The sequence below is a fragment of the Agrobacterium sp. Ap1 genome (genome assembly GCF_017313375.1).
Taxonomy (GTDB): Bacteria; Pseudomonadota; Alphaproteobacteria; order Rhizobiales; family Rhizobiaceae; genus Neorhizobium; species Neorhizobium cellulosilyticum.
The window spans coordinates 60,051-86,497 of sequence record NZ_JAFLMY010000001.1; the positions used below are offsets into that span (position 1 = coordinate 60,051).

Consider the following 26,447-nt stretch of genomic DNA (forward strand, 5'->3'; position numbering starts at 1 on the left):
ATCGCCTCCCTCCTCAACCTCGTAAAGACGTTGAAACAGGACAGCAACCGACGACACTTGTCGGCCTCCGAAAAGGAAGCCAAGATTTTTGACGTAATCGCGAAGCTGGCGAAATTCCCGCCCGTTCCCGCTCAAGCGGCACCGATGACCTTCAGCGCTGAAGAAAGATAACGCGCAGCAAGATCATTGCCTCGTTTCTGGGCAAGCTCAAGCGCCGACCTGCAGTGACTGGCAAGCGGGTCGGGAATGCAAGAGGCGACGCTGCTCGAAATTTCCATGATCGTGCCGTTGTAGATGAATGGGATCCCTGCATCATCCCTGAGACAACGACCGACGGAAAGCACATCCACGGCGCCTCGTTTGCCGTGATTGATGCGGTATTGCTCCTGATAGACAAGGCCGCTGGTAATTGCTCGATGAATGGATGCAGCGACCCTACTGCGGTCTTCAACGGATATTCGCTCGATCAGCGACAGGATTGGTAGCCCCGCAGCCATGACGCTCGCGTCAATATCGAAGAGCTCCGCCAAGGCAACGTCGCCGTAGAACCGATCTTCAGCCAGATCCCAACTGAAAAAAGCCATCCCACAAGATAAAAATGCAGCACTGAGTTCAGTATTCAGCGGGAACATGCGAATCCTTTTCTGAAACATTCTCAGATCACTTATTTGAAATATAAGAAATTCGTAAATTACAGTTTATGACCTATTAAGAATTGGCCCCGTTTTTTTGGGGGTAACAGAACGATTGCTTACCTGGAAACGAGAAAAGCCCGGTCGAAACCGGGCTTTTCCATGAAGCATCATATGTCGCTAGAGCTTAGCTGCCCTGCTGGAAGTAGCTGTACTTGCCGTCCGGACCCTTCTTCCATTCGTACATGACGTAGCCCGGAAGCTTGGGGTCGCCCTTTTCGTCGAAGGCGATGTCGCCGAGAACGGTCTTGAACGGACCCTTTTCGTGCAGGATCTTGGCAACGGCCTCGGCGTCGTCCGCGCTTCCGGCAGCCTTGATGCCCTCGGCAATGATCTGGACGGCGGCGTAGGAGTAGAGCGTGTAGGCTTCCGGGTTGAAGCCGGCGGCCTTGAACTTCTCGACCAGTGCCTTGTTTTCCGGGATCAGCGTCGGGTCGGGGCCGAACGTGTTGAGCGTGCCTTCGACGGCATCGCCGGCGATCGAGGCAAGTTCGTTGGAGACGATACCGTCACCAGACACGAGCGTTGCCTTGAGGCCTGCGTCCTTCGCCTGGCGGATGATCAGGCCGGCTTCGGTGTGCAGACCGCCCCAATAGATGATCGAAACGCCGGCTTCCTTCATCTTGGAGATGAGAGCGGAGAAGTCCTTGTCGCCGGTGTTGACACCTTCGCGCACGACTTCCTTCTTGCCGAGGGCGTTGTAAGCCTTCTTGGTTTCTTCAGCGAGACCCTGGCCGTAAGGCGTCTTGTCGTCGATGATGGCGATCTTGGCGTCAGCGAACTTTTCGGCAAGATACTTGCCGGCAACGCCGCCCTGCTGGTCGTCACGGCCGCAGGTGCGGAACGTATTCCACAGGCCGCGCTCGGTGAAGACCGGGTTGGTCGCAGCAGGGGTGATTTCGAGGATGCCGTTTTCGGCATAGACTTCCGAAGCCGGGATCGAAACGCCCGAGTTGAAGTGACCGACCACGTATTTGACGCCGTCGGCAACGAACTTGTTGGCGACAGATACACCCTGCTTGGCGTCGGAGACGTCGTCGCCGAGCGCGATCGTCAGCTTTTCGCCGTTGATGCCGCCAGCAGCATTGATGTCGGCGATAGCCTGTTCGGCACCCTTCTGCAGCTGTGCACCGAAGGCTGCGTTCGGACCGGTCAGCGGACCACCGACGGCGATGACGATATCAGCCCATGCATTGCCACCGAAGGCGACCATGGCCGACAGCGCAACTGCGGAAAGAAGAGACTTCTTCATAGAATAACTCCCAGTTATTATGAGGTGAGAGGTTTTTTGGGGTCCGACACAATACCCACCATTATTGCGCCGGAAGCTGTTCCACCTTTTGGTGTATTTATCTTTGCCAAAACCGATCTGAATTCAGAACTGTTCTGGTGTCAATCTTTCTTCTTCCATGAGAAAGCTGAGGTCGGCTCGTAGAGCCAGTAGTAGTTCTGGACCATCTGCCGGGTGCGGCGGATGCGGAAACCCGCAAGGGCGAAGCCGAACAGGAGAATGAGGTCCAGAATGAAGTAGAAGGCGTTGATGAACGGCCCCTGGAACAGCGCATAATGCAGGAACTGCATGGCGACGGTGAGCAGGACCGCATAGATCACGACTTCGCGATAGCCGTTCCAGCCCTCGGCCGCGGCCTTGCCGGACCGCCAGGCGGTCCAGAAGCCGAGCAGAAGCACGATGCCGCGCAGGAAATAGCGGACCACCGTATCGGTTTCGAAAAACAGGCCCTGCATGTCAGTATACCCCGCTGGCCGTAAAGATGGTGATCGCGCTCAATGCCGGCCTCCTTCGAGGTAGGCGGCACGGACTTCCGGATTGGCGAGAAGCTCCTTGCCGGAGCCGCTCATCGTCACCTTGCCGTTGACCATGACATAGGCGCGGTCCGACAGTTTCAGTGCCGCGAATGCGTTCTGCTCCACGAGAAAGACGGTCAGCCCCTCCTCCTTGTTGAGCGTCTTGATCGCTTCGAAAATGCCCTTGACGATCAGCGGAGCCAGACCGAGCGACGGCTCGTCGAGCAGAAGCAGTTTCGGACGCGACATCAGCGCGCGACCGATCGACAGCATCTGCTGCTCGCCGCCCGAAAGCGTGCCGCCGCGCTGGCTTTGCCGCTCCTTCAGGCGCGGGAACATGACGAATACCTTCTCGACGTCTTCCTTGAAGTATTTCAGGTTGTCGAGATTGGCGCCCATCTGCAGGTTTTCCAGCACCGTCATGCGGGGGAAAATGCGGCGGCCTTCCGGCGACTGGGCGATGCGCTTGCGCGCGATCAGATGCGTCGGCAGCTTGGTAATATCCTCGCCGTCGAAGATGACCTGGCCGTTCTTGGCCTGCGGTGCCCCGCAGATGGTCATCATCAGGGTCGACTTGCCGGCACCGTTGGCACCGATCAGGCTGACGATCTCGCCCTTGTTGACCTCGACATCGACGCCCGAGAGCGCGCGGATATTGCCGTAATAGGTTTCGACACCCTGGACTTTCAGAAGGGTTTCACCGGCCATCAGACGGTCCCCTCTTCGATAATGCCCTTGTCCAGCTTTTCCTCGATTTCTTCAACTTCATCATCCTCGACGCCGAGATAGGCTGCGATGACCTTCGGGTCGTTTTTCACATGATCCGGCGTGCCGTCGGAGATCTTCTGACCATATTCCAGAACGACGACATGGTCGGAAATCTCCATGACGACCGACATGTCGTGCTCGATCAGGAGCAGTGACGTGCCTTGGTCGCGGATGGCGCGCAACAGCGTGTTGAGCGTCAGGGATTCCTTCGGATTGAGACCGGCTGCCGGTTCGTCCAGGCACAGAAGTTCCGGCCCGGTGCACATGGCGCGGGCGATTTCCAGGCGGCGCTGCGCGCCATAGGAAAGGTCACCTGCCGGATCGTCGGCACGATCGACGAGATCGGCCATTTCCAGCCAGTATTGCGCCTTCTCGATCGCCGCCTTCGCGGCGTTCTTGTAGGTCGGCAACCCAAGGAGACCGAGGATCGTGAAGCCCGAAGCCTTCATCAACACGTTGTGCTGCGCGACCAGCAGGTTTTCCAGAACCGTCAGGCCGGAAAACAGCCGGATGTTCTGGAAGGTGCGGGAGACACCCGCGACCTTGTTGATCTCGAAATCGCGCAGGCGCTCCAGCAGGAACTCCTTGCCGTTGTCGCGTGACAGCGTGATCATGCCCATGGTCGGCTTGTAGAAGCCGGTGATGCAGTTGAACACCGTGGTCTTGCCGGCACCGTTCGGGCCGATCAGTGCGGTGATTTCGCCGCGCTTGGCTTCGAACGAGAAGTCGTTGATGGCCATCAGGCCGCCGAACTTCATCGACAGGTGTTCGACCTTGAGGATAGCGTCTTTTGTCATTGTCATGGTCCCGGTCGTCATCAGCCGTGGCCTTCCTTGGTGAAGCTGCCGGAGACAGCTTTTCTCTCCTTCAGGAAGGCGGTTGGCTCACGGGTGCCGACAAAGCCGCGCGGCTTGAACAGCATGACGATGATCATCGCCAGACCGAAGAGCAGCATGCGGTAGAGTTCCGGCGTGAAGTCCGGTCCGAAGATGTGCTTAAGGAATTCCATTTCGCGCAGCAGCTCGGTACCGCCGACCATGACCACCGCCGCAATGGCGATACCGGTGAGCGAACCCATGCCGCCCAAGACCACGATGGCGAGGATGACCGCCGATTCCAGGAAGACGAAGCTTTCCGGAGAGACGAACCCCTGGCGGGCAGCGAAGAACGAGCCGGCGAAACCGCCGAACATTGCGCCCGTGGCGAACGCCGTCAGCTTGGTGGTGACGGTGTTGATGCCGAGCGAACGGCAGGCGATCTCGTCCTCACGCAGTGCTTCCCAGGCGCGGCCGATCGGCATGCGCCGCAGGCGAATGGTGACGTATGCCGTCAGCATGCAGAGTGCCAGAATGATGTAGAACAGGAACATCTTGTAATAGACCGACGAGGTCGGCAGACCCCAGGCCTTGGCAAAATTGTTCGGCGTGCCTGCGTCGAAGGACCAGATGCCGAAGAAGGTTGCCTTCTCGATGCCCGAGATGCCGAACGTGCCGCGGGTGACATCCGTCCAGTTGATCAGCACGAGGCGGATGATTTCACCGAAGGCGAGCGTCACGATCGCAAGATAGTCTCCTCGCAGCCGCAGAACCGGGAAACCGAGGATGATGCCCCAGAGAGCGGCCAAGATACCGGCCATCGGCAGGAGCAGCCAGAAGGAGAAACCGAAATGAGCCGACAGCAGCGCGTAGGAATAGGCGCCGACCGCATAGAAGGCGACATAACCCAGATCGAGCAGGCCCGCGAGGCCGACGACGATGTTGAGGCCCCACGCGAGCATCACGTAGATGAGGATCTGGATGCCAAAGTTGTCGACATATTTCAGCGAGCCCTGACGACCGAAGATCAGCATTGCCAGGAACGGATAGCAGAGCAGGAAGATCAGCGCGATCTTGAGGAAATGCGTGCGGAAGAAGCCCTTCTCGTCCGAGATCTCCAGAACGCCGCTCTTCGCCTTGGCGAGCTTGCGGCTGTCGAGATGCGGCTTGATGAAACCGACCGTCACGAAGCGGCCGATCGCGGCGACCGCGACGAAGACCGCAAGCAGCCCCCAGCGCGTCCGCCAGACCAGCTGGTTGTTGATGTCCTGATAGGTCTCGATGCCGACGAACAGCAGGAACATGCCGAACGCGATCAGGCCCGCGAAAATGCCTTCCTTGACGGCCTTTGCCATCAGGCCGGACTGGTTGTTTTCAGTGGTGTAAGCCATGTCAGACCTTCTCCACTTCCGGACGACCGAGAATGCCGGTCGGCTTGAAGATCAGCACGATAGCAAGGATGGCGAAGGTCGCTACGTCCTTGTAGGCAATCGAGAAATAGGCCGACCACAGGCTTTCGATCAGGCCGATCAGAAGCCCGCCGAGAACAGCGCCCGGCAGCGAGCCGATACCACCGAGAACGGCCGCGGTAAAAGCCTTTACGCCCGGAATGAATCCGTCGTTGAAGGATGCGACACCGTAATACATCAGGTACATCGCCCCGGCGACCGCCGCGAGTGCTGCACCCATGATGAAGGTTATCGAGATCGTCTTGTCGACATCGACGCCGAGTAGTGCCGCCATCTTGCGGTCCTGTTCGGTAGCGCGCTGGGCGCGGCCGAGCGGTGTCTTGTTGACGATGTACCAGAAGGCGAACAGCAGGATCGAGGTAATCACCACGATCAGGATCTGCTTCAGCGAAATGGTAATCGCGCCGAGGTGATAGGTGTCGGTGACGAGCGGCGGGATCGGCTTGTTGCGCGGTCCCTGCGTCACCTGGATGAAGTTCGACAGGGCGATCGACATACCGATCGCCGTGATCAGCGGCGCAAGGCGGAAGGATCCGCGCAACGGCCGGTAGGCCACGCGCTCGATAGTCCAGTTCCACAGGCCCGTCATCAGCATACCGACCAGCAGCATCAGCAGCAGCAGCAGCGCTACCGGAATGCCGGCAAAGAAGGATGTCAGGATCAGGAAGATTATGAGGGCAGCGAAGCCGCCGAGCATGAAAATATCGCCATGGGCGAAGTTGATCATGCCGATGATACCGTAAACCATCGTATAGCCGATTGCCACGAGGCCATAGATGGATCCGAGAGTCAGCCCGTTGATGAGCTGCTGGATAAAGTATTCCATATAGTTTCCCCTAATGCGGTCCTTTGCGGCCGCACCATTCTTTCAAAGACCTGATGAGATCTTCAATTTTTTTGATTCCTATCCGTTTCGTTAAAAATGTGAAGTGCAAAAGAAAGAGGCAGATCAATTTTCACGAGCTTTTGCCCAGGATGGCGCAAATACACTCAGGAATGCCAGAAATGCGGCATGAACCTCACAGAAAATGAGCGTTTTCGGCGTGCAATAACGCCCTACCCAACCAGTGATTTTCTATAGAGTTTACAACTATCAAGAGCGCATTCGCGACCCGTTTGCGTCAAACAGCGGCACAGGCTGCAGGCGCGCCGGCAGCATTTCTCCCAGAATCTCGATCTGCCATCCATTCACCACCTCGGCGATCGCCTTCGGCACGTAGCCCATGGCGACCGAGACTCCAGATGCATGAGCATAACCGCCCGAAGTCACCCATCCCCTCACCTCTCCATCAAGCGAGATCGGCTCGTCGCCGATGACGTCGGCATCCACGGCATCAACGATCAGGGTGATGAGCCTCAATGCGCCGCCGGTAAGCTTTTCGTCGAGCACCGCCTCTTTGCCTATGAAATCGGCCGGTTTGCTATAGGAGATGAAACGGCCAAGCCCCGCCTCCGCCGGCCCGTAGAGCGGACGATATTCCCGTGACCAGCTGCCGAAGGATTTTTCGACGCGAAGAGCATTGAGCGCCCGCAGGCCGAAAAGCGAAATGCCGAACTCCGCACCCGCCTCCATCAACGCATCGAACAGATAGCGCTGATATTCCGGCTTCATCCAGATTTCATAGCCGAGATCACCGGTATACGTGACCCGGCCGAGAATGACCGGCGCCATGCCGAGATCGATCTCGCGCACCGACATAAAGGGAAAGGCTCTATCCGACAGGTCGAGATGCGTCAGCTTCTGCAGCACCTCGCGTGCCTTCGGCCCGGCAACCGACAGGCCCAGCAGGCCGAGATTGAGCGCCTCCACTTCAACCGAACCATCTTCGGGCAGATGCTGCTCGAACCAGCGCATGTGATAATCCTCGGCAATGCCGGAGCCGATCAGCAGGAATTCCTCATCCTCCAGCGCAGCAAGCGTGAAATCGCCGATCAGCTTGCCCGCCTCGTTCAGCATCGGCGTCAGCGCCATGCGCCCTTCCGGCGGAATACAGCCGGCAAGCATGCGATCCAGCCAGCTCCGCGCGCCCCCACCTGCGATCAGGTATTTGGCGAAACCCGAGGTTTCCATCATGCCGACGGAAGCGCGCACCGCCTTGGCTTCGTTTCCGACATACTCGAAATCCGTCGAGCGCCGCCAGGAGAACGCATCCTCAACGCCCTCGGGCGCAAACCACAACGGCGTTTCCAGCCCGTAGGATGCGCCGAACACGGCACCGGCAGCCTTCAGCTTGTCGTAGATCGGCGTCGTCAGCAGCGGGCGGGCGCCGGGCAGTTCCTCGTTCGGATAGCGGATCGAGAAGCGTCGCGAATAGTTTTCGCGTACCTTGGCATTGGTATAACCGAGCGTCGCGTAATCGCCGTAACGGCAGACATCCATGGCGAAGACGTCGAAGCCCGGATCGCCGTTGATGATCCACTGCGCCAGCGCCAGCCCGACCCCGCCGCCCTGGGAGAAACCGGCCATGACCGCACAGGCCGACCAGAAATTCGTCATGCCGCGAACAGGCCCGACCAGCGGATTACCATCAGGCGAAAAGGTGAAGGGGCCGTTGATGATCGTCTTGATCCCGGCAGTATTGAAGGCCGGAAAGTGCCGGAAGCCGACCTCAAGCTCACTGGAAATCCGCTCGATATCCTCGGCCAGCAACTCGTGCCCGAAGGTCCACGGCGTCTCGATCGGCGACCACGGGCGGCAGTCCTTTTCGTAGGTGCCCATCAGCATGCCGTTGCGTTCCTGGCGAATATAGATCTCGCCGTCGAAATCGACGCAGTGCATCAACTCGCGGCCGGACTTTTGGTTGAATTCGATCACCTCGGGCATGTCCTCGGTGATCAGATACATATGTTCCATGGCAAGCACCGGCAGTTCCAGCCCGACCATGCGGCCAACCTCACGCGCCCAGAGCCCCGCAGCGTTGACGACGTGCTCGGCCCGGATCTCCCCCTTGTCCGTCACCACCCGCCACATGCCATCCGGCAGCTGGATCAGCTCCTCCACCTTGGTGTGGAGATAGATTTCCGCCCCGTTCTTCTTCGCCGATTTCGCATAGGCGTGTGTCGTGCCGTAAGGATCGAGATGGCCCTCATGCGGATCAAAGACGGCGCCGACGAATTCCTTGGGATTGAGAAGCGGCATCATCTCATGCGCCTCTTCCACCGACACGAGCCGCGCCTCGCCGCCGGCATATTTCCCCTTTGCGAGTAGCGACTTGAACCAGTCGAAACGCTCGTTCGTCGCCGCCAGCATCAGGCCGGACGTCATGTGCAGCCCGATATCCTGGCCGGAATAGGCCTCGATCTCCTTGTAGAGCTCGACCGTGTATTTCTGCAGCTTGGCGACGTTGGGGTCACCGTTGATCGTGTGCATGCCGCCAGCCGCATGCCAGGTGGAACCGGAAGTAAGCTCGGACCGCTCGACCAGAACCACGTCCGTCCAGCCGAATTTCGTCAGGTGATAGAGGATGGAACATCCGACGACACCGCCGCCGATCACCACAACCCGGGCATGGCTTTTCATTCAAATTCTCCGGTGAGAGCAGGACTTTCGTCATGCGTTGAATGCTGCAACTCACCGCAGCCTAATGACAATCAGAACGGCTCAGTAGACCGTTCTGCGAAGCCCAATGTCGCTTAGCGAAAAATACTTATCCAGCGAGCGTCATCAGTCATCACTCTGACTGACGATCCGCCTCACCACTCCGCAAAAGCGGCAGTCAGCGCGAACTCGCGGCCCATTTCCATCATTTCCTCGAATACCGAGCCTGCGAAGGAACGCGGCACGATGATCTCGAACGCCTCGGCTCCGGTGCGCGCCAGATTGGCAGCCACATGGCAGCAGAGCATGTTGGCCGAAGCGCCGATGGAGAATGCATCGGGATGCAGATCCACCGCCACGCATTTCGCCAGGATCTTGCGCACATTCGGGCCGGAAATCCTAAGCAGTACGCGGCCATCGCTCTGATCGACAGCCGAAGCGCCTGTGATTTCACCGAGAAGGTTCTCGACCACCGCAGCGTCTGACGCCGTCGAGACGACCAGCCACTCGCCCGGCGCGCAGTCACGCAGCAGAGCACCATTGATCGAATTCAGCGCTTGCTTGACGGAAGCCTCATTGCCGCGATGCGCCAACACCGAAAAAATCGCCGGACGGCGGATGACGGACAGATGGTTCGGATTGGCCTTGGCCTCGAAGCCTGCGAGATAATCTTCCAGCACATGCCGGTGATAGAGAGTGAGCGACATGATGGCCTACCCCTGAAGCTTGCTGTTGTCGGGATCGACGAAGACAGGCGGGCAGACCTGCGCCAGCACCTCTTTTCCGCGCAATCCATCCCAGACGACGATGGTTTCGCCATAGCGTTCCCGGCCGGATTTCAGCATGGCAAGGCCGATCGTGTGACCGAGTGTCGGCGAGTGGCAGACCGAGGACACCCAGCCCTGGTCGCTTGCCATCGATGGCGGCACGTCTTCCTTCAGCAGATGCGCGCCGGCCAAAAATTCATCGAGCTTTTCCAACGGCCTCAAGCCCACGAGCTGCAACCGGTCGGCAGCGGTGAGGCCGAAACGGCTCGACTGTCGCTTGCCGATGAAATCCGGCTTTTGCAGCGCCATCATCCGGCCAAAGCCGAGATCGTCCGGCGTCGTGCGGCCATCCATCTCGCTATGGGTGACAAAACCCTTCTCGATGCGCAGGACATTGAGTGCCTCGACGCCATAGGCGCAGATCCCCTCACCCTTGCCCGCCTCCATGATCGCGTCCGCAACCGCCTCGCCGTAACCGGCCGGAACGGCAAGCTCGTAAGCCAGTTCACCTGAGAAGGAGATACGGAACAGCCGCCCCTTCAGCCCGCCGCGAAGCGTCACTGTCCTGGCGGCAAGATAAGGAAAGGCAACATCGGAAATATCGTCTTCCACCACCCGGCTCATGATCGTCCGGGCGCGTGGCCCGGCGAGCGACATCTGCGCCCACTGGTCGGTCGCGGAGACAAAACGAACGTCGAGGTCAGGCCAGAAGGTCTGCGACGCAAATTCTAGATGCGCCATCACTTCTGCCGCATAGGCCGTCGTCGTGGTCATCACATAGTGGTTTTCGCCAAGGCGGCTCGTGGTGCCGTCGTCGAAGATCATCCCGTCCTCGCGCAGCATCAGGCCGTACCGTGCCCTGCCGACCGGCAGCTTGAGGAAATTGTTGCAATAGATACGGTTCAGGAATTCCGCCGCGTGGGTGCCGAAAATCTCGATCTTGCCGAGCGTCGAGACATCGCAAAGCCCGGCATTGCTGCGGACATTCTTGACCTCGCGGTCGACGCTTTCCCGCCAGCTGTTCTCGCCCGCTCGCGCAAACCAGGCCGAGCGATGCCACAGACCGACCTCGACAAAGGTGGCGCCGTTCTTTTTCGCCCAGTCATGCAAGGGCGAGGTGCGCACCGGAGCCGCATGCTCGCCGCGCGCAGTGCCCGCCAGCGCGCCGAAGGAAACCGGCGTGTAGAACGGCCTAAACGTCGTGGTGCCGATTTCGGCAGGAGAGACGCCGCGCATGCCGGCGACGATGCCGACCGTGTTGACGCCGCCGAGCTTGCCCTGGTCGGTCGCCATGCCGGCGGTCGTGTAGCGCTTGGTGTGCTCGATATGGCCGAACCCTTCGCGCTGGGCGAGCCCGAGATCGCTCACCGCCACATCGTTCTGGAAATCGACAAAGGCCTTGTCCTTGGCCCCCGGCACGTACCAGACCGGCGCAAAAGCCGGATCATATTCGCCTTCCACCTCGGGGATGTTCATCTCGTAGGCGGCAAAGCCGAGTTCGCGTGCAAGCGCCGTGGCTTTACCGGCGCCATCTTGCAGACAGGCCGAAATCGTATCGGCGCCGGCAGCGGAACCAGCAGCAATGAAGGCTGAACCGACATCCGGTGCCATGAAGGCCTGGGCTTCGTCGGACCAGACGGGTTTTGCGCCGCGCTGGCACATCAGGTGTACGATCGGCGACCAGCCGCCCGAGATCGCCAGCGCATCGCAGGCGATCTGTTCCTGAAAACCGGACCGTTCGGCAATCAGCGCATCGATGCGATTGCGGCCCTTGGTGCCGACGACACCACCATTGCGGATCACCCGCACGCCATCTGGCCCGACATCCGCAGACTGTGCGCGCGCATCGATGATTGCCGTGACATCGACGCCAGCCGCCACCAGATCGGCTGCCGTGCGATAACCCGATCCACCATTGGTAAAGATGGCGACCTTGCCGCCCGCCGCCACGCCATATCGGTTGGCATAGGTGCGCATCGCGCTCGCCGTCATCACGCCCGGCTTGTCATTGCCGCCGAAAACCAGCGGCCGCTCTTCCGAGCCGGACGCCAGGATGGCGCGTTTGGCGACGATACGCCAGAGACGTTCCATCGGCAGGTCCGGCGACGGTGCGGAGACATGTTTCTGCACCCGCTCGACGGCACCGAAAACCATATCGTCATACCAGCCGAACACGGTGGTGCGCGGCATCAGCGTGACATTTGGAAGTTCCGCCAGTTCCTCGATCATCGCCTTGGCGAAATCGGCAGCCGCAATACCACCCAACGAGGCGCTTTCGGACAGAAGCGATCCGCCAAGCCGAAAACCTTCGTCCGCGAGGATAACCCGTGCGCCGGCACGCCCTGCGGCCAGCGCCGCCATCAGCCCGGCGGGACCGGAACCGATAACCAGCAGATCGCAATGCGCCCAGGATTTCTCGTAGCGATCCGGATCGGCCTGCATCGTCAGCTTGCCGAGGCCGGCTGCGCGACGGATGACCGGCTCGTAGAGCTTTTCCCAAAGCGCTGCCGGCCACATGAAGGTTTTGTAGTAGAAGCCCGCACCCAGCATCGGCGAAAGCAGGCCGTTTATCGCGCCGATATCGAATGACAATGAAGGCCAGCGGTTCTGGCTGACCGCCGTCAGCCCGTCGTAAAGCTCGGCGACGGTCGCGCGCACATTCGGCTCGGCGCGCGCGCCGGCGCCGATCGTCATCAGCGCATTCGGTTCGGCAGAGCCGGCCGTAACCGGACCGCGCGGACGGTGATATTTGAAGCTGCGGCCCATCAGCATCTGGTCGTTGGCAAGCAGGGCAGACGCGAGCGTATCGCCCTCGAACCCCTTGTAGGTCTTGCCGTCGAACGTGAAGGTCAGCGGTTGGCCGCGATTGACCCGGCCTGCGGATCCCAGACGATAGGAGGTCATTCACTTGGCTCCCTGATCGCTGCGGCATCGACGACGCTGAACACATCATGAGTCACGTTGTCGCGGTCGACAATCAGCCAGCGGCGGCAGCCGGCCGCATGGTGCCAGTATTCCTGGTAACGGCCTTTCGGATTTTCCCGCAGATAGACGTAGGCGTGCCAGTCCTCCTCGCTCGCGGCAGGATGAGGGCGCGCCAGCGCCGCGCCGCGAATGGAAAACTCTTCCTTGGGTCTGGTACCGCAATGCGGACAGGTAATGAGGCTTGCCATGGACTATCTCAGTGAATGTTCGGCTGGGGGCCTTTGCCCGCTTCGTCGATCATGTGGCCGCGCTCGAAGCGGTCGAGCCGCAGGAAGCGCGAAACATGGTGGCTCTCGTTCTTGGCGATCAGGTGAGCGAAACAGAAGCCCGAGGCGGGCGTCGCCTTGAACCCGCCGTAACACCATCCCGCATTGAGGTAGAGATTGTCGATCGGCGTCCGGTCGATGATCGGCGAACCATCCATCGACATGTCCATCACCCCACCCCATGAGCGCAGAACCTTACCGCGGGATAGGCCGGGGATAAGCGAGACGCCCTCCTCCATCGTATGCTCGACGGTCGCAAGATTGCCGCGCTGGGCGTAGGACGAATAATAATCGATATCCGCACCGAAGACCAAGCCGCCCTTGTCGGACTGCGAAATGTAGAAATGCCCGGCGCCATAGACGATCACATGATCAATCGCCGGCTTGATCCCTTCGGAGACGAAAGCCTGAAGCACATGGGTCTCGATCGGCAGTTCAAGCCCCGCCATCCGCGCGGTCTCGGAGGAATGGCCGGCAGTCGCCAGCGCCAGCTTGTTGCAGCCGATAAAGCCCTTGTTGGTGTCGACGCCAGTTACCCGGCCCTGCCCGTCGCGACGGATGGCATTTACCTCGCAATGCTGAATGATATCGACGCCGCGCATGTCGGCGCCGCGCGCATAGCCCCAGGCGACCGCATCGTGCCGCACCGTTCCGCCACGCTTCTGCAAAAGGCCGGCAAGGATAGGGAAGCGTGCGTGATCGTAATTGAGATAAGGCATCAATGCCTGGAGCTGCTTGCGGTCGAGCAATTCAGCATCGACCCCGTGCATACGCATGGCGTTGCCGCGCCGCGCATAGGCATCGCGCTGCCCGTCCGAATGCGCCAGCATCATCACTCCGCGCTGGCTGACCATGGCATTATAGTTGAAATCCTGCTCGAGCCCTTCCCACAGCTTCAGCGAAAATTCGTAGAAGGGGATATTGCCTTCGAGCAGATAGTTGGAGCGGATGATCGTCGTGTTTCGGCCGACATTGCCGGAGCCGATATAGCCTTTTTCCAGCACCGCGATGTTGGTGATGCCGAATTCCTTGGCAAGATAATAGGCCGTCGACAGGCCATGCCCGCCGCCACCGACAATGATCACATCGTAATGCGATTTCGGCTCCGGCTCACGCCATGCCGGTTTCCATAGCCGGTTGCCCGAAAGCGCCTGCTTGATGATCGAATATGCCGAATATCGCATCCATCCGTCCCGTTCATGTCCGGTCCACCTTCGCATATGCAGGGATAAGGACAAGCGCAATGAGGACACCACCGGTTCCGTTTGCGACAGCTTTCCCTGCATCACATCAGGTTCTTGCGCCGATAGGACGGAGCCCGCGACACTATCCCCGAAGCAGACCGCGGGGATGAATAGCAAGGTCGCGCAAGTGCTTTCAATAGCTTGGCTTCAACTTCGTCCCCGCAGCATCGGCACGGCCGTAAAATCCGGCAAACATAATTGCCGGAGATGACCATGAGCGACCGCACCACCAATCTCGACATGCCTTTCATAATGCCCTCGCAGGCACAGAAACACGTCACCCATAACGAGGCCCTGCTGCTGCTGGATGCGATCGTTCAGCTTTCCGTGATCGGGGAAAGCGTCAGTCCTCCGGAAACGCCTGAGCCCGGAGATCGCTTCGTCGTCGCAACCGGCGCAACGGATGCATGGAGCGGTCGCGACGGCCAGATGGCCATCTGGCAGGATGGTTATTGGGCCTTTGCTAAGCCGGGCACGGGCTGGCGCGCGTGGTTCGAAACAGCCGGCAGGCTGAAGGTCTTCGACGGATCCGCATGGCAGGACCTACCCTTGCCCGAGAACGCCGGCGTCATGACGCTCGGGATTGCTGCCACCGCCGACAGCACCAATAGACTTTCCCTCTCCTCTTCCGCCAGCCTCTTCAATCATGCGGGCGACAGCCATAGGCTGAAGATCAACAAGGCGTCGGCTTCAGATACCGCCACCTTGCTCTTCCAGTCAGGCTGGACAGGGCATGCGGAAATGGGGCTGGCAGGAAATACCGATTTTTCCATCAAGGTCAGCAATGGATCAGACTGGAAAAACGGCCTTGTCATCGACGGCGCCGGCCGCGTCACCATGCCCAACCAGCCTGCAGCCAGGCTCTATCGTAGCGGCACGAGTTTCGCGCCGACCTCGGGACAACAGAGCGGCATGTCGGACTTCGCCTTGAACCGGGGCGGCTTTACGCTCGGAGCGGCTGTTGCGGGCGGAGGCAACGCGATCGTCATACCCGCAACCGGCCTTTATCTTATAGCCCTCACGCTTTCTATTGCAGCGGCCGCCGCCGCCTATGGCGTGACGGTTTCGCGCAATGGTAGTCCGGGCCTGCTGACGCTTGCCGGCGCGGCCGGGAATTCCACGACATTGTCGTCTTCCGCTATCGTCCAGTTGCAACAAGGGGATACGCTGACATTCAGCCATACAGGTTCCGCCACGCTCAATGCCGGACCAACAGGAACTATCCTTTCAGTCGCAATGATTTAGCGAAAAAACTTCAAAAAATGATACAGGCCCGTGCCAAATTCGCACAGCCCGCCACGCTCAATTCGACTTTCTCGCCCTCTCCCCCTCCCCTGCAAGCCTTATTTCACAGGGGATTGAGGGCTAAGGCACAGAAAAAATACGACCTTTGCGAGTTAGGTCACATTTGCGGAACCTGTTTAGTCAAATGTTAAAACTGCCGGACTAGGCTCCTCGGCGTGGTCTTGTGTTGTGTAGAGAGTTCCAATGACCGAAATGATCCGTCCACGAGTTAAATATGTCATCGGCCCCGATGGCAGCCCCCTTACGATTGCGGACCTTCCCCCGGCCAATACGCGCCGCTGGGTTATCCGTCGTAAGGCTGAGGTTGTCGCGGCTGTTCGCGGTGGCTTGTTGAGCTTGGAGGAAGCCTGCGACCGTTATACGCTTACCGTCGAAGAATTCCTCTCCTGGCAGTCGTCGATCAACGATCATGGCCTTGCCGGCCTGCGTACGACGCGTATCCAGCAGTACCGCCACTAGGCGCATCCGGCGAAAAGCCACCCTTATCCGGGTGCTGTGATCAAGGTCGCGGCATCCTTTGTTTTATCCCTTTTCCGATTGCCGATCCGTCTTTCCCAGTTTGACCACAGAGGGAAAGATGGCCGCAATCACGGCGGACGCCGCATAACACCAGAAACCGGGAAGCGTGACGGCAGTCGCAACGCCGCTCGTCTTCGCCGCGAAGATGACGATCGCGACAAGCATCACGTCCATCATCGACCATCTGGCAAGATGCGGCATCGCTTGGCTAAGCAATTGCGACCTCCCCTCGCCGGCCGCGACCTCAAGCCCGAGAGCGATCAGCTTGACTGCTGGAAACGCGAGCGAAAAAGCGCCGACAGCAATGGCCAGCCCGAAATTCCCATCTCCCCACAACTCTCCGACAAGCTGCAGCAGTGATGGCTCGCTGCTGAAAAAGTAAAGCTGATCGAACCGCATGATCGGCAGGCTCACGCCGAATGCGAGAAGCACTGCCGATAGACCCAGTATCGAAAACGGTACAATCCGGCTCAAGCAAACTCCCTGAAAGACGCCTCAAAACTGAAGTCGAAAGCTGAGCTTCATAACATGGCGCAAATCGGTTTATGCTCCAAGCCGACATGTGAATGCGACAGGAGCAACAAAATGGAAATCAGCCGCGAAGAGAAAACATCGGGTGGACGTTATGCCGCAAGTGTCGAGGGACATGAGGCCGAGATGACCTATTCCCGCACCTCGCCGCAACTGATCATCATCGATCACACCGGCGTTCCGGATGCTCTGCGCGGCAAGGGCGTCGGCCAGGCTCTGGCAAAATTCGCGGTTGATGATGCACGCCGGGGCGGCTGGAAGATCATTCCGCTTTGCCCCTTCTTCAAGGCCCAGGTCGAGCGCCACCCCGAATGGCAGGACGTCATCAAGTAAATCATCGCTTCACTTCGAAGCAGAAGACGATCGGCTGAACGATCTGCAGCCGTACAGAAAATGGAAAAAGGGCGCCGCCCCTTGCGGGTCGCCCTCTTCAACTCCTCGATGCATCCGCACTTTAGGCGCGGGCGCGCATCCCGCCGTCGCGCTCTTCGAGCGCCGAAGCCTTGGCGAGTTCCGCCTCCGCCTCTTCCAGTGCCAGTTCGGCACTATCCTGCTGAACCTTCAGTTCTCGAATCGAGACCTGCAGGTTATCCGCCCGCTGCCGTGCGGCCTTTGCAAAGGTCGGATAAGCGAAATGACCCGGATCGGTGATCCCGGACTTTTTCTCTTCAAGCGTGATCTGGTGTTCCAGTTCCTTCGCCATCCGTTCGAATTCTGCCATCATCATCTGCAACTGCTGCAGCTGACGACGCTTTTCGTTAACCTGAAATCCCTTCAGGCGAACAAGGCTGTCACGCGACTTCATACGCAATACTCCGTGGATACCAACACCCCGGCCCGTGATCTGCCTGTTACACTGCAGATCAAAAAATTTCTGACGCGTTAATAAATTTGACGCGGCGTTAACTTTTCGTTTACGGGCATCATTAATGATAAAGACGATCGTTTAAGGGTCGGTAAATACCAAGTCCGAATTGGACAGCGGCAATGTGTCAGCCGCAAGAATCACTTAGCGAAACTTCCTCGTTCGCTGATTCAACATGGTGATGTCCAATCCGTAAAGGAAAACAGGCTGCTACTTATTTTGCTTAATAAATTGATGCACCTTGCCAAATCAGGTCACAGTTTGTTAACCATTTGGTGGCAGCTTCCAAATCAGGCACAGTCTGGATCCGTAACGAGTGAGGGGGCAAAAGGTAACCTTGCGCGGCGGTAAAGGGGAAAAATATGCGGGTTCTACTCATCGAAGATGACAGCGCGACAGCGCAGAGCATCGAGCTGATGCTGAAATCGGAAAGCTTTAATGTCTACACCACTGATCTTGGTGAAGAAGGCGTCGATCTTGGCAAGCTATACGACTACGACATCATTCTTCTTGACCTGAACTTGCCCGACATGTCGGGTTATGAAGTTCTGCGGACGCTCCGTCTGTCCAAGGTCAAGACGCCGATCCTCATCCTTTCCGGCATGGCCGGCATCGAGGACAAGGTACGTGGTCTCGGCTTTGGCGCCGACGACTACATGACCAAGCCCTTCCACAAGGACGAACTGGTTGCTCGCATTCATGCGATCGTCCGTCGCTCCAAGGGTCACGCCCAGTCGATCATCATCACCGGCGAACTGATCGTGAACCTCGACGCCAAGACCGTCGAAGTCGGCGGCCAGCGCGTTCACCTGACGGGCAAAGAATACCAGATGCTGGAGCTGCTTTCGCTCCGCAAGGGTACCACGCTCACCAAGGAAATGTTCCTCAACCACCTTTACGGCGGCATGGACGAACCGGAACTGAAGATCATCGACGTCTTCATCTGCAAGCTGCGTAAGAAGCTTGCAAACGCTGCCGGTGGCGCAAACTACATCGAAACCGTCTGGGGACGCGGCTACGTGCTTCGCGAGCCGGATGGTGCGGAATACGCCGAAACGGCCTGACGCCTACGGCATTCCCCTTTGCCTTAAAACCCGCTTGGTGCGCCAGGCGGGTTTTATTTTGTCCGCCTTAGGCATGTTAAGTGCACCCAACAAAAAACGGCGACCGAGGTCGCCGTTCAAACCTGGACGTCAGAACTTCGGCCGCGATCAGGCTGCGGCAGCGTAAGGAGAAAACACCGAAGTGAGGATCTTGCGGTCGAATGGCTTCAGCAGGAAATCGTCGGCCCCTGCCCGCTTGCCTGCCATCATCCGCTTCAGATCAGCCTCAATGACGCAGTAGAAAATCTTAACGCTCTTTCCGTTGGGTAGCGCACGCACGGCAGCAATCAGGTCCAGCGCCCCGTCGAGGCTCGCATCGACGATCATGAAATTCGGCAGTTCGGTCTGGCAGCCTCTCAGCGCATCGCGAGAATCGCCCGCTTCAGCGACAAGAAATCCCAGTTCGGAAAGAATACGCTTGCCGACTTTCCGCACAATATCAGTACTATCTGCGATCATCAGACGTTGCATCACCCGCTCCCCTTCAGCGACCGCCACGGCGGTAGACCCTGCAGATATAGCGGATCGCGGCTAACGAAACGTTACGCGCCCCCGAAAGGGGCGCCCTCGCCTAAGCTTATTCGGTCGCCATTTCCGCAATGAAGCTGATCTTGTCTTCGGAAACGACGTGCTTCAGATCCATGCCGCATTCTTCAGCAAGCAGAACCGTATAATAAGGCTGGATCGTGTGAGCATCGACAGCCTCTTCCAGAACGCCGGTGCAGATCTCGACGAACTTGGCCGGAACCCGCATCATCCGACCTTTGACCGTGATTGTGAAACGGGCGTCCGTTTCCGGGTTCTCAAGCTCGACCTCCACCGACCCCCCACGCGGGATGCCGGCATAGGCCACGAGAAACAGGTTAAGCAGCAGCTTGACCCGGTTTTTCGGGATGATCGCCCTCGGACCGCTCCAGGTAACCTCAGTCTTCTTTTCTGCCGCAGCGAAATCCTTGGCAGCCTTTTCAGCTTCGCCGGTATCGATAGATGCGCCAACAGAACCAGAAGCACCGAAGGCAAGCCGAGCAAACTTCAAACGTACCGAGGCGTTAAGCGCCGAAGTGCGGATGAGATCGAGCGCGTCGGCATCGGCAGCCCCCTCGTCGAGGAGCTCGAGACCATTGTTGATTGCACCGACCGGCGAGATCACGTCATGGCAGACACGGCTGCACAGGAGTGCCGCCAGATCCGGACCGCTCAGGGTGAGATTGGGGTTTTTCGGCATGCTGTTCTCCTGATGCATCTGGCGCCAACCGCCGCTCTTTGCCATGGCAAGGTTGTGCGGGGATGGAACGATAAGGCCGGCATAATGACACTACGTTTGGTAAATTGACCATTAAGCCCACGCTCAAGAAGATGACAAAGATTGTCGAATTGTCCCATTTCGGCAATCTGTTCTTCATCCATGACGGCGGGCGACGCCTCAACAATGACAAGTTCAGCGAGCCAATCATGCTGCAGTAACGGGTCGGAGACGGTTGCCGGAAGAATGGCAAAAGTCACGTCAGCGATGCGTAGCAGTACCCATCCTTAAAGATATCAACATCTTAGTATTTGAAATGCTTAACTGGTTGTTAATATCATCTCGCCAGAATGGTACGCGCTGAAGCATGATGCTACGCCTTACGGACGAATTAAAAACGGACCTGAACATGCGCCGCCTCCACGTCTCCGCTCTCGCCCTTCGCCTGAATGCCCTGATCGCTGCGTTTGCGACTGTCTGGCTTTGCGCCATGCCGGCTGCCGCGCAGCAAAACAGCAACCAGTATTCGCTGCAGGAAGTCGTCGATGCAGGTCACGGCTTCTTCGGCTCTACCAGTGGCGGACTTGCGAAGGTGGTGGAAAACGCCTTCCAGAAATTCGGTCTGCCGAATGGTTACATCCTCGGCCAGGAAGGCTCCGGCGCCTTCATCGCCGGCCTCACCTATGGGGAAGGCCAGCTTTACACCAAGAATGCCGGCCAGCACCCGAGCTTCTGGCAGGGCCCGTCGCTTGGCATCGACTATGGTGGTCAGGGCACGCGCGTGATGATGCTCGTTTACGATCTCCCATCGGTTGATTCGCTTTATGCCAGGTTCGGCGGCGTATCCGGCTCCGCATTTGTCGTCGCAGGCGTCGGCATGACCGTGCTGCGCAACGAAAACGTCATCCTCGTTCCGATCAGGACGGGTGTTGGCGCACGCCTGGGCGTCAATATCGGCTATCTGAAGCTGACCCGCTCGCCCACCTGGAACCCCTTCTGATTTTCCTTGTGGGTTGAGGCGAGTTGACGACAAACTGCGTGCTTGCCGCTTTCTGATCTGCATGCTTAAACGTGCATCCCTGCACATCCACACCAAGACGGCCCGGTCGTGATCGAATTTGCTCTGCTTTTTGGCCTTGGCTTCCTGAGCGCCCTACTGATCGCGATGCTGGTTGCGCCTGCAATTCATCGCCGCATCGTTGTCTTCACCGAAAACCGCATTAGGGCCACGGTACCGATCAGCCCGCAGGAAGTGCGGGCCCAACGCGACATGGCGCGCGCCGTCTACGCAGCAGAAAATGCGCGCACCAAGCAGGAGCTGGTGCAGGAGAAGGACAAGATCGTCTCTCTGACGTTGCAGGGCGACAACCTCAGGGACGAAGTCCGCAGGCTCACTGCCGACAATATCGAACTGAAGGCCGTTGCCGAAAATCTGGATGTTGCTGCCGCAGACTTGAAATCGCAGTTGCGTCAGGAAGAAAGCTATATCGCCGAATTGAAGGCCGCGCTGGAGGCCTCGGAAGAACAGAGCATCGGCAAGGATATAGATATCCAGGAATTGAAACAGGAGATCGAGCTTCTCGTATCCAAGCGGGACAATACCCGGATAGACCTTTCGACCCGAGAGACCGAAGTCGAGAACCTGAAATTCCGCATCAGTGCCCTGCGAGAGGAACGTGATACTCTTCGCAAGGATGTCCGTATCCAGACGGCAAGGGCCAAGGAAGCCGAAACGCGCCTTGCCAACGAGGAATACCGTTCTACGAAGCTGGAAGACAAACTCACCAAGGAAGTGTCCCTGAGGACCGACAAGGAAACGGCGCTGGAGCGTCGCAACGAGGAGCTGGCCCGCTTGCGTGAAAAGATGACGGTCAAGAGCGAGATGAAGCCGGCCTTGGCAGTTGCAAAGGAAACACCCGCCAATAGCTCGACAAAGGCCCCTCCGGCAAAATCGGATGACGATACGCAAGCCCGCGTTACCCAGCTTGCCGGTGATTCGCGAAACCGTGCGACGGCGCTTTCGGAGCGCGTGGCGAATGCCAAGACGACCACTAACGACGACGTATTGCGCGAGGAAATGGCAACGATCGCCGCCAACATGGTGGCCATGACTTCGCTCTCCGAGGGCAAATCATCGCCGATCAATGCCATGATTGCCGGCAAGCCTGCGGGAGGCGAACGCCGGAGCCTCGCGACACGCGTCCGCTCGCTGCTCGAAACGACCAGCGGATCGACAACAAATCAATAAGCCTGGGATCGGTCAGATGCCCCCTTGGGCACTGGCAATTTGATAAAGCGCGATACCTGTTGCTGTCGCTGCATTGAGACTGTCGAGACCTGGCGCCTGAGCGATGCTGGCCGTCTCGATTTTTTCCATCAACGCCGAGGGCAGGCCATTTCCCTCGCTTCCGGTCAAAAGCGCCATCCGCGGCTGCGGTTGAACCTTGCGGATTTCCGTTCGACCGGCAGGAGAAAGCCCCCACACGGAAAAGCCTTTCTCGAAAAGACCAGACACCAACTCCAGTGTCGTTCCGCCCCGCGCGTAAGGAACCTGCAAAACGGCACCGACCGACACCCTCAGGGACTTGCGATAAAGCGGATCGCAACAGCTTTCATCGAGCAGTACGGCGCTGACACCGAAAGCTGCCGCATTGCGAAAGATCGAACCGATATTGTCGTGATTGGATATGCCGATCGCGGCCGCCACAAGCGCACGGTCCTGCAACGAAGCAAGCAATTCCGAAGCCTGCACGTCCCTCACCCGTTTGCCGACAGCAAGGATGCCACGATGCAGGTGAAAGCCGACGATACCGTCCAGCACCGCGCTGTCGGCGACATAGACGGGCACATCGGCCGGAAAATCGGCCAGAATGTCGGCCACCCCGGCAAGCCGGTTTTCCAGAATGAGGATTTTCTCGGCTAAAAACTCGCCACCGCGCTTATGCGCCGCCGCCAGCATGCGCAGCACTACCGTTCCCTCGGCGATGAAACGTCCATGCCTTCCGACGAGATCCCGTTCGCGAATGGAGCGGAACTCGTCGATGCGGGCATCATCCGCATTTTCGATGCGGATCACATTCATCACCGCCCCTGGCCGACCGTCACGTCGGCGATCACTCGACCGACGGAGAGATCGAAGATGAAGAGTTTCGGAGTGCCGTTCAGTGCGCCGTAAAACAGCACCTGGCTACCCGAAAGCGAAACCTGCTGGATATCGAAGCCCGGCGGCAGGGCCGCGGTTACGGCAAGCGGCTGATCGGCAGGAACGGAGAAACCACCGGAGGTAGCGGCAATCGCAGGCGCTTCCGGGCGCTGGGAGATCTTGTAGACAATGGCGGCAATGACCGCCATAAAGCACACCACCAAGATACCGCCCGAAATGAGCTGCAGGCGCACCATCTTCTGGCGGATACGCTCCATGGCCGGATCGAGTGGCTGTTCCTTGTCCTCGAGATCGGGCTGCGGCATGGACTGTCCTTTGAACGGAATGATTGAATGAGCGAGACCTTTAGCGAAGCCGGGCTGCCAAGGAAAGTCCTGAATGCCGGAGAGGACGACGGCGGAAGGCTGGATGCCTGGCTGACGGCACAGGTTAACGGAGAATTGTCCCGCAACCGCATCAAGGCGCTCATCGAGGAAGGTGCGGTCACGATCAACGGAAAGGTCGTGACCGAGCCGAAGAAGAAGATTCAGCCCGGCGACGTGATCGAACTCGTCCAGCCTGAACCCGAGGATCCAGAGCCCAAGGGCGAGGATATTCCGCTTGAAGTTCTCTATGAGGATGACGACCTGATCGTCATCGCCAAGCCGGCCGGCCTAGTCGTCCATCCAGGCGCCGGCAACTGGACCGGCACGCTGGTCAACGCGCTCATCCATCATTGCGGCGCAAGCCTTTCCGGCATCGGTGGCGTCAAGCGTCCCGGCATCGTTCATCGCCTCGACAAGGAGACGAGCGGCGTCATGGTTGCCGCCAAGAACGACATCGCCCACCGCCATCTCGCCGAGCAATTCGCCGATCACGGCCGTTCGGGAGATCTGGAGCGCGCCTATCAAGCCGTCGTCTGGGGCCGTCCAAGCCAGTTGAAGGGCACGATCGACGCGCCGCTCGGCCGCGCCACGGGCGACCGCACCAAGCGCGCGGTCAAGCGCGAGGATTCCGCCGACGCCCGTCATGCGGTCACCCATTACGAGGTGATGGAGCGCTTTCAGGAAACGCCTGACGCCACAGCGCTTGCCTCCCTGATCGAATGCAGGCTTGAAACGGGCCGCACCCACCAGATCCGCGTTCACATGGCGCATGTCGGCAATCCGCTGGTCGGCGATCCGGAATATTCCGGCGGCTTCCGCACCAAGGCGAACCGTCTACCCGAACCGGTAAGAAGCGTCGTCGCCGCCTTCCCGCGCCAGGCCCTGCATGCCTTCCTGCTGGCCTTTGAACATCCCCGCACCGGCGAGATCATGGAATTCGAAGCACCGATGCCAGACGATATGGTGGCACTGGTCGAAGCTCTGCGCGGCTAAGACAAAACTTGCGAAGCGGGCGTAACCTCGTCGCGAAGGATTACGCCCCATTTTTTGGGTATGGAAACAAAACGCGAACAAGCGTATATCTCGGCGATGATTACCGGGAGAATGCCCTGTCGCCATGTCCGTGAGCCATATGCAATCGACCAAACTACTGGAGACCGAGCTCGTTACGGTCTGGGATGTCGTTTGCGACGGCGCATGCCGGCATATGAGTGAGGAAGAGACGGCGAACAACACATGCCTCGTCTTTCCCTATCGCGGCGTCTTCATGCGCCATATTGGCGATGACGAGGCGGTGGCCGAGGCCAGCCAGGTTCTGTTCTTCAACAAGGGAGACGTCTATCGCATAAGCCACCCGGTCGAAGGTGGCGACTGCTCGATCAGCGTCGGCCTGCCGGAAGCCTTGTTCGACGAAGTGGTCCCCGCCCTCCATCGCCGCGCGGGAGAAAAATTCGCCTTCAACAAGCAGCGCCTCGGCATAGATGCTCGCGCGCAGGCACAGGTGGCCCTCTTGCGCCACAGCCTGCTCAACCGGATCGCCGAACCGCTGGAAGGCGAGGCTCTGGCGCTCACACTTGTACGCCGCTCCGTCGGCGAGCGGACCGCACGTCCCCCGACACCCGGTTTCAGCACCCAGAAACTCGTCAACCGCACCAAGCTACTGCTTTCCTCCGACCTCGCGCGACGTTGGACATTGTCGGAGATTGCCAACGAGACCGGTGTGTCGCCCGTCTATCTCACCCAGGTCTTCCGCAAGGTGGAAGGCATGCCGCTTTATCGCTACCAGCTGCGCCTCCGGCTTGCTCGTGCGCTCGACATGCTCGGCAGCTATGACGACCTGACCGAGCTCGGTCTCGATCTCGGCTTCTCCAGCCACAGCCATTTTTCCTCTGCCTTCCGGCAAGCCTATGGCCGCACGCCGGCCGAATTCCAGCGTTTTGCCGGACTGCGCTGACTGGCGCCGACATGACCGTTTCAGCGGCGCCGAACTGCAGATCGCTAAAGATTCTGACAGCGCAAAATCCCTGATGGGTGTTTCCTCAGCGTATCGAAACCAAACACCGGAGAGATGAGATGAAGGATAATACCTGCGCCGTGTGCGATTGCGAACTGGATGACACCCGCATCGCCGTCAGGATAGGCGGAAAGACCGTCGAAGTATGCTGCGAGGAATGCGCCACCGTTCTTCGTGAAGCGGAAGCTGCAGCACGCGCAGCCGCATCGACAGGAGCCCATACCGGCCGCTGAGCCTCGGGCATGGCAATAACGGGAGCGGCTGAACAGCCGCCCCTTCCCGGCCAGAAAAGATTAGGCCGACACCCCAGGAGGATATCATGAAGAATGAAAACCGGGCGGCCTTTGGCCGCGCACCGGAACCGATAGACTATGCCTTCGATCTGCCGCCCGACGCGGATGGCAATACAAGCGTCTCATCGGAGTCGGCGAAGAAGGAAAACCTCTTCACCAATCCCATTGGCAGGATCGCCGCATGGCTCAATCGGCGCCGCACCGCATTTGCGCTGATGGACCTGAATGACGAACAGCTCAAGGATATAGGCCTTTCCCGCTGCCAGGCCTGGGGCGGCTATAGCCGCTATCGCCGAAGCAGCGCACATGATCTGGAAAAACGCAGCCTCTAACCCGGGTACGTTCATGCCAACCAAACCACCCACCAATTGTGGCGGCCGTGCATCTGAAAATCGATGCACGGCCGAATTCGATGCATCCAGAGAGATAAAAGCAACCAGCGGCTGAAACGACTGCATAAAAACAATATTAAAATAATACATTTCCAATTTATGAAAACAATGTACTTATTTGGAATACCTAGACCGAGGAAGATTCCTTGAAAACAGACAATAAAGACCAGAATCAATCTTTTTTGCTGCAGAGCAGCAAGAACATCAGGAAAATCAGGACTTCATAGATCATCCGTCCGCATCGACTTTCCTTGTCACATTCGCCTCACCGGGGCAGCCCTACGAACGGGAGAGGACCAGCGAT

Annotated in this window: 28 protein-coding genes; 10 read left to right on the forward strand and 18 right to left on the reverse strand. The window is 58.8% G+C overall.

Annotation, left to right across the window (positions count from 1 at the left end; genetic code table 11):
* Positions 1-131 precede the first annotated feature (131 nt).
* From JZX87_RS00310 to JZX87_RS00365, 12 genes are all read right to left on the reverse strand, one after another.
* Entirely contained in the window at positions 132-632 is a 501-nt protein-coding gene (locus JZX87_RS00310; RefSeq protein ID WP_206822937.1) for a PAS domain-containing protein, read from the reverse strand.
* 187 nt (positions 633-819) lie between these two features.
* Entirely contained in the window at positions 820-1,944 is a 1,125-nt protein-coding gene (locus JZX87_RS00315) for a branched-chain amino acid ABC transporter substrate-binding protein (RefSeq protein WP_148145816.1), read from the reverse strand.
* A 140-nt stretch (positions 1,945-2,084) separates the two neighbouring features.
* On the reverse strand, positions 2,085-2,438 hold the full coding sequence (locus JZX87_RS00320) for a DUF6867 family protein (protein ID WP_112454103.1): 354 nt from the start codon (positions 2,436-2,438) through the stop codon (positions 2,085-2,087).
* Between the two features lie 39 nt (positions 2,439-2,477).
* The gene (locus tag JZX87_RS00325) at positions 2,478-3,206 is read right to left on the reverse strand and encodes an ABC transporter ATP-binding protein (protein WP_206822939.1); all 729 of its coding nucleotides are present in this window, start codon (positions 3,204-3,206) and stop codon (positions 2,478-2,480) included.
* A complete protein-coding gene (locus JZX87_RS00330) occupies positions 3,206-4,084 on the reverse strand; it encodes an ABC transporter ATP-binding protein (RefSeq protein ID WP_148145818.1) in 879 nt (292 codons plus the stop codon). The genes JZX87_RS00325 and JZX87_RS00330 overlap by 1 nt, the downstream gene beginning before the upstream one ends.
* Positions 4,084-5,436: a high-affinity branched-chain amino acid ABC transporter permease LivM gene (livM, locus tag JZX87_RS00335; RefSeq protein WP_404945113.1), complete on the reverse strand. Its 1,353-nt coding sequence runs from the start codon at positions 5,434-5,436 to the stop codon at positions 4,084-4,086. Before livM ends, JZX87_RS00330 begins: the two co-directional genes overlap by 1 nt.
* A gap of 37 nt (positions 5,437-5,473) precedes the next feature.
* On the reverse strand, positions 5,474-6,376 hold the full coding sequence (locus JZX87_RS00340; protein ID WP_148145820.1) for a branched-chain amino acid ABC transporter permease: 903 nt from the start codon (positions 6,374-6,376) through the stop codon (positions 5,474-5,476).
* 267 nt (positions 6,377-6,643) lie between these two features.
* A complete protein-coding gene (locus tag JZX87_RS00345) occupies positions 6,644-9,070 on the reverse strand; it encodes a GcvT family protein (RefSeq protein ID WP_206822942.1) in 2,427 nt (808 codons plus the stop codon).
* A 173-nt stretch (positions 9,071-9,243) separates the two neighbouring features.
* A complete protein-coding gene (locus JZX87_RS00350; protein ID WP_206822943.1) occupies positions 9,244-9,795 on the reverse strand; it encodes a sarcosine oxidase subunit gamma in 552 nt (183 codons plus the stop codon).
* 6 nt (positions 9,796-9,801) lie between these two features.
* Positions 9,802-12,759: a sarcosine oxidase subunit alpha family protein gene (locus JZX87_RS00355; RefSeq protein ID WP_206822944.1), complete on the reverse strand. Its 2,958-nt coding sequence runs from the start codon at positions 12,757-12,759 to the stop codon at positions 9,802-9,804.
* Positions 12,756-13,028 (reverse strand): sarcosine oxidase subunit delta, encoded by a 273-nt coding sequence (locus JZX87_RS00360; RefSeq protein ID WP_183821184.1) that lies wholly within the window; start codon positions 13,026-13,028, stop codon positions 12,756-12,758. The genes JZX87_RS00355 and JZX87_RS00360 overlap by 4 nt, the downstream gene beginning before the upstream one ends.
* 8 nt (positions 13,029-13,036) lie before the next feature.
* On the reverse strand, positions 13,037-14,290 hold the full coding sequence (locus JZX87_RS00365) for a sarcosine oxidase subunit beta family protein (protein WP_183821183.1): 1,254 nt from the start codon (positions 14,288-14,290) through the stop codon (positions 13,037-13,039).
* 273 nt (positions 14,291-14,563) lie between these two features.
* Between JZX87_RS00365 and JZX87_RS00370 the strand changes: the two genes are divergently transcribed.
* Together JZX87_RS00370 and sciP are read left to right on the forward strand one after the other, a co-directional pair.
* The gene (locus JZX87_RS00370; RefSeq protein WP_183821182.1) at positions 14,564-15,595 is read left to right on the forward strand and encodes a DUF2793 domain-containing protein; all 1,032 of its coding nucleotides are present in this window, start codon (positions 14,564-14,566) and stop codon (positions 15,593-15,595) included.
* 243 nt (positions 15,596-15,838) lie between these two features.
* Positions 15,839-16,114, forward strand: a complete 276-nt coding sequence (sciP, locus tag JZX87_RS00375; protein WP_105414767.1) for a CtrA inhibitor SciP — start codon at positions 15,839-15,841, stop codon at positions 16,112-16,114.
* A gap of 63 nt (positions 16,115-16,177) precedes the next feature.
* Here sciP and JZX87_RS00380 read toward each other — a convergent pair whose 3' ends face one another.
* The gene (locus JZX87_RS00380) at positions 16,178-16,648 is read right to left on the reverse strand and encodes a paraquat-inducible protein A (protein ID WP_183821181.1); all 471 of its coding nucleotides are present in this window, start codon (positions 16,646-16,648) and stop codon (positions 16,178-16,180) included.
* A gap of 111 nt (positions 16,649-16,759) precedes the next feature.
* Here JZX87_RS00380 and JZX87_RS00385 point away from each other — a divergent pair, with 111 nt between their 5' ends.
* A complete protein-coding gene (locus tag JZX87_RS00385; protein ID WP_183821180.1) occupies positions 16,760-17,038 on the forward strand; it encodes a GNAT family N-acetyltransferase in 279 nt (92 codons plus the stop codon).
* Between the two features lie 121 nt (positions 17,039-17,159).
* Here JZX87_RS00385 and JZX87_RS00390 read toward each other — a convergent pair whose 3' ends face one another.
* Positions 17,160-17,510: a flagellar export protein FliJ gene (locus JZX87_RS00390; RefSeq protein ID WP_112454130.1), complete on the reverse strand. Its 351-nt coding sequence runs from the start codon at positions 17,508-17,510 to the stop codon at positions 17,160-17,162.
* Positions 17,511-17,932: 422 nt separating this feature from the next.
* Between JZX87_RS00390 and ctrA the strand changes: the two genes are divergently transcribed.
* Complete coding sequence (ctrA, locus tag JZX87_RS00395) at positions 17,933-18,634, forward strand: response regulator transcription factor CtrA (RefSeq protein ID WP_046794530.1); 702 nt, start codon at positions 17,933-17,935, stop codon at positions 18,632-18,634.
* A 147-nt stretch (positions 18,635-18,781) separates the two neighbouring features.
* Here ctrA and JZX87_RS00400 read toward each other — a convergent pair whose 3' ends face one another.
* Both JZX87_RS00400 and chpT read right to left on the reverse strand, forming a co-directional pair.
* Complete coding sequence (locus JZX87_RS00400) at positions 18,782-19,144, reverse strand: response regulator (RefSeq protein ID WP_148145829.1); 363 nt, start codon at positions 19,142-19,144, stop codon at positions 18,782-18,784.
* 106 nt (positions 19,145-19,250) lie between these two features.
* Positions 19,251-19,898 (reverse strand): histidine phosphotransferase ChpT, encoded by a 648-nt coding sequence (gene chpT / locus JZX87_RS00405; RefSeq protein ID WP_148145830.1) that lies wholly within the window; start codon positions 19,896-19,898, stop codon positions 19,251-19,253.
* Between the two features lie 508 nt (positions 19,899-20,406).
* Here chpT and JZX87_RS00410 point away from each other — a divergent pair.
* Together JZX87_RS00410 and JZX87_RS00415 are read left to right on the forward strand one after the other, a co-directional pair.
* Positions 20,407-20,916 (forward strand): DUF1134 domain-containing protein, encoded by a 510-nt coding sequence (locus JZX87_RS00410; RefSeq protein ID WP_244654349.1) that lies wholly within the window; start codon positions 20,407-20,409, stop codon positions 20,914-20,916.
* Between the two features lie 108 nt (positions 20,917-21,024).
* Positions 21,025-22,164, forward strand: a complete 1,140-nt coding sequence (locus JZX87_RS00415; protein WP_206822945.1) for a coiled-coil domain-containing protein — start codon at positions 21,025-21,027, stop codon at positions 22,162-22,164.
* A gap of 12 nt (positions 22,165-22,176) precedes the next feature.
* Here the strand turns inward: JZX87_RS00415 and JZX87_RS00420 are convergent, their stop codons facing one another.
* Both JZX87_RS00420 and JZX87_RS00425 read right to left on the reverse strand, forming a co-directional pair.
* A complete protein-coding gene (locus tag JZX87_RS00420) occupies positions 22,177-22,998 on the reverse strand; it encodes a TrmH family RNA methyltransferase (RefSeq protein ID WP_206822948.1) in 822 nt (273 codons plus the stop codon).
* Positions 22,998-23,384 (reverse strand): hypothetical protein, encoded by a 387-nt coding sequence (locus JZX87_RS00425; RefSeq protein WP_148145834.1) that lies wholly within the window; start codon positions 23,382-23,384, stop codon positions 22,998-23,000. Before JZX87_RS00425 ends, JZX87_RS00420 begins: the two co-directional genes overlap by 1 nt.
* Positions 23,385-23,411: 27 nt before the next feature.
* Between JZX87_RS00425 and JZX87_RS00430 the strand changes: the two genes are divergently transcribed.
* From JZX87_RS00430 to JZX87_RS00445, 4 genes are all read left to right on the forward strand, one after another.
* Positions 23,412-24,437 carry an RluA family pseudouridine synthase gene (locus JZX87_RS00430; protein WP_206822949.1) on the forward strand — a complete coding sequence of 342 codons (1,026 nt, stop codon included), beginning with the start codon at positions 23,412-23,414 and terminating at the stop codon, positions 24,435-24,437.
* Positions 24,438-24,561: 124 nt separating this feature from the next.
* Positions 24,562-25,398: a helix-turn-helix transcriptional regulator gene (locus tag JZX87_RS00435; RefSeq protein WP_286193979.1), complete on the forward strand. Its 837-nt coding sequence runs from the start codon at positions 24,562-24,564 to the stop codon at positions 25,396-25,398.
* Positions 25,399-25,517: 119 nt separating this feature from the next.
* Complete coding sequence (locus tag JZX87_RS00440; protein ID WP_206822950.1) at positions 25,518-25,691, forward strand: hypothetical protein; 174 nt, start codon at positions 25,518-25,520, stop codon at positions 25,689-25,691.
* An 86-nt stretch (positions 25,692-25,777) separates the two neighbouring features.
* Positions 25,778-26,083, forward strand: a complete 306-nt coding sequence (locus JZX87_RS00445; RefSeq protein ID WP_206822953.1) for a DUF1127 domain-containing protein — start codon at positions 25,778-25,780, stop codon at positions 26,081-26,083.
* Positions 26,084-26,447: the final 364 nt, after the last annotated feature.

What these genes read in the sequence shown, in the direction of transcription:
- JZX87_RS00310 (WP_206822937.1), bottom strand. Translation starts at nt 632, where the DNA reads ATGTTCCCGCTGAATACTGAACTCAGTGCTGCATTTTTATCTTGTGGG.
- JZX87_RS00315 (WP_148145816.1), bottom strand. Translation starts at nt 1,944, where the DNA reads ATGAAGAAGTCTCTTCTTTCCGCAGTTGCGCTGTCGGCCATGGTCGCC.
- JZX87_RS00320 (WP_112454103.1), bottom strand. Translation starts at nt 2,438, where the DNA reads ATGCAGGGCCTGTTTTTCGAAACCGATACGGTGGTCCGCTATTTCCTG.
- JZX87_RS00325 (WP_206822939.1), bottom strand. Translation starts at nt 3,206, where the DNA reads ATGGCCGGTGAAACCCTTCTGAAAGTCCAGGGTGTCGAAACCTATTAC.
- JZX87_RS00330 (WP_148145818.1), bottom strand. Translation starts at nt 4,084, where the DNA reads ATGACGACCGGGACCATGACAATGACAAAAGACGCTATCCTCAAGGTC.
- livM (WP_404945113.1), bottom strand. Translation starts at nt 5,436, where the DNA reads ATGGCAAAGGCCGTCAAGGAAGGCATTTTCGCGGGCCTGATCGCGTTC.
- JZX87_RS00340 (WP_148145820.1), bottom strand. Translation starts at nt 6,376, where the DNA reads ATGGAATACTTTATCCAGCAGCTCATCAACGGGCTGACTCTCGGATCC.
- JZX87_RS00345 (WP_206822942.1), bottom strand. Translation starts at nt 9,070, where the DNA reads ATGAAAAGCCATGCCCGGGTTGTGGTGATCGGCGGCGGTGTCGTCGGA.
- JZX87_RS00350 (WP_206822943.1), bottom strand. Translation starts at nt 9,795, where the DNA reads ATGTCGCTCACTCTCTATCACCGGCATGTGCTGGAAGATTATCTCGCA.
- JZX87_RS00355 (WP_206822944.1), bottom strand. Translation starts at nt 12,759, where the DNA reads ATGACCTCCTATCGTCTGGGATCCGCAGGCCGGGTCAATCGCGGCCAA.
- JZX87_RS00360 (WP_183821184.1), bottom strand. Translation starts at nt 13,028, where the DNA reads ATGGCAAGCCTCATTACCTGTCCGCATTGCGGTACCAGACCCAAGGAA.
- JZX87_RS00365 (WP_183821183.1), bottom strand. Translation starts at nt 14,290, where the DNA reads ATGCGATATTCGGCATATTCGATCATCAAGCAGGCGCTTTCGGGCAAC.
- JZX87_RS00370 (WP_183821182.1), top strand. Translation starts at nt 14,564, where the DNA reads ATGAGCGACCGCACCACCAATCTCGACATGCCTTTCATAATGCCCTCG.
- sciP (WP_105414767.1), top strand. Translation starts at nt 15,839, where the DNA reads ATGACCGAAATGATCCGTCCACGAGTTAAATATGTCATCGGCCCCGAT.
- JZX87_RS00385 (WP_183821180.1), top strand. Translation starts at nt 16,760, where the DNA reads ATGGAAATCAGCCGCGAAGAGAAAACATCGGGTGGACGTTATGCCGCA.
- JZX87_RS00390 (WP_112454130.1), bottom strand. Translation starts at nt 17,510, where the DNA reads ATGAAGTCGCGTGACAGCCTTGTTCGCCTGAAGGGATTTCAGGTTAAC.
- ctrA (WP_046794530.1), top strand. Translation starts at nt 17,933, where the DNA reads ATGCGGGTTCTACTCATCGAAGATGACAGCGCGACAGCGCAGAGCATC.
- JZX87_RS00400 (WP_148145829.1), bottom strand. Translation starts at nt 19,144, where the DNA reads ATGCAACGTCTGATGATCGCAGATAGTACTGATATTGTGCGGAAAGTC.
- chpT (WP_148145830.1), bottom strand. Translation starts at nt 19,898, where the DNA reads ATGCCGAAAAACCCCAATCTCACCCTGAGCGGTCCGGATCTGGCGGCA.
- JZX87_RS00410 (WP_244654349.1), top strand. Translation starts at nt 20,407, where the DNA reads ATGCCGGCTGCCGCGCAGCAAAACAGCAACCAGTATTCGCTGCAGGAA.
- JZX87_RS00420 (WP_206822948.1), bottom strand. Translation starts at nt 22,998, where the DNA reads ATGAATGTGATCCGCATCGAAAATGCGGATGATGCCCGCATCGACGAG.
- JZX87_RS00425 (WP_148145834.1), bottom strand. Translation starts at nt 23,384, where the DNA reads ATGCCGCAGCCCGATCTCGAGGACAAGGAACAGCCACTCGATCCGGCC.
- JZX87_RS00430 (WP_206822949.1), top strand. Translation starts at nt 23,412, where the DNA reads ATGAGCGAGACCTTTAGCGAAGCCGGGCTGCCAAGGAAAGTCCTGAAT.
- JZX87_RS00435 (WP_286193979.1), top strand. Translation starts at nt 24,562, where the DNA reads ATGTCCGTGAGCCATATGCAATCGACCAAACTACTGGAGACCGAGCTC.
- JZX87_RS00440 (WP_206822950.1), top strand. Translation starts at nt 25,518, where the DNA reads ATGAAGGATAATACCTGCGCCGTGTGCGATTGCGAACTGGATGACACC.
- JZX87_RS00445 (WP_206822953.1), top strand. Translation starts at nt 25,778, where the DNA reads ATGAAGAATGAAAACCGGGCGGCCTTTGGCCGCGCACCGGAACCGATA.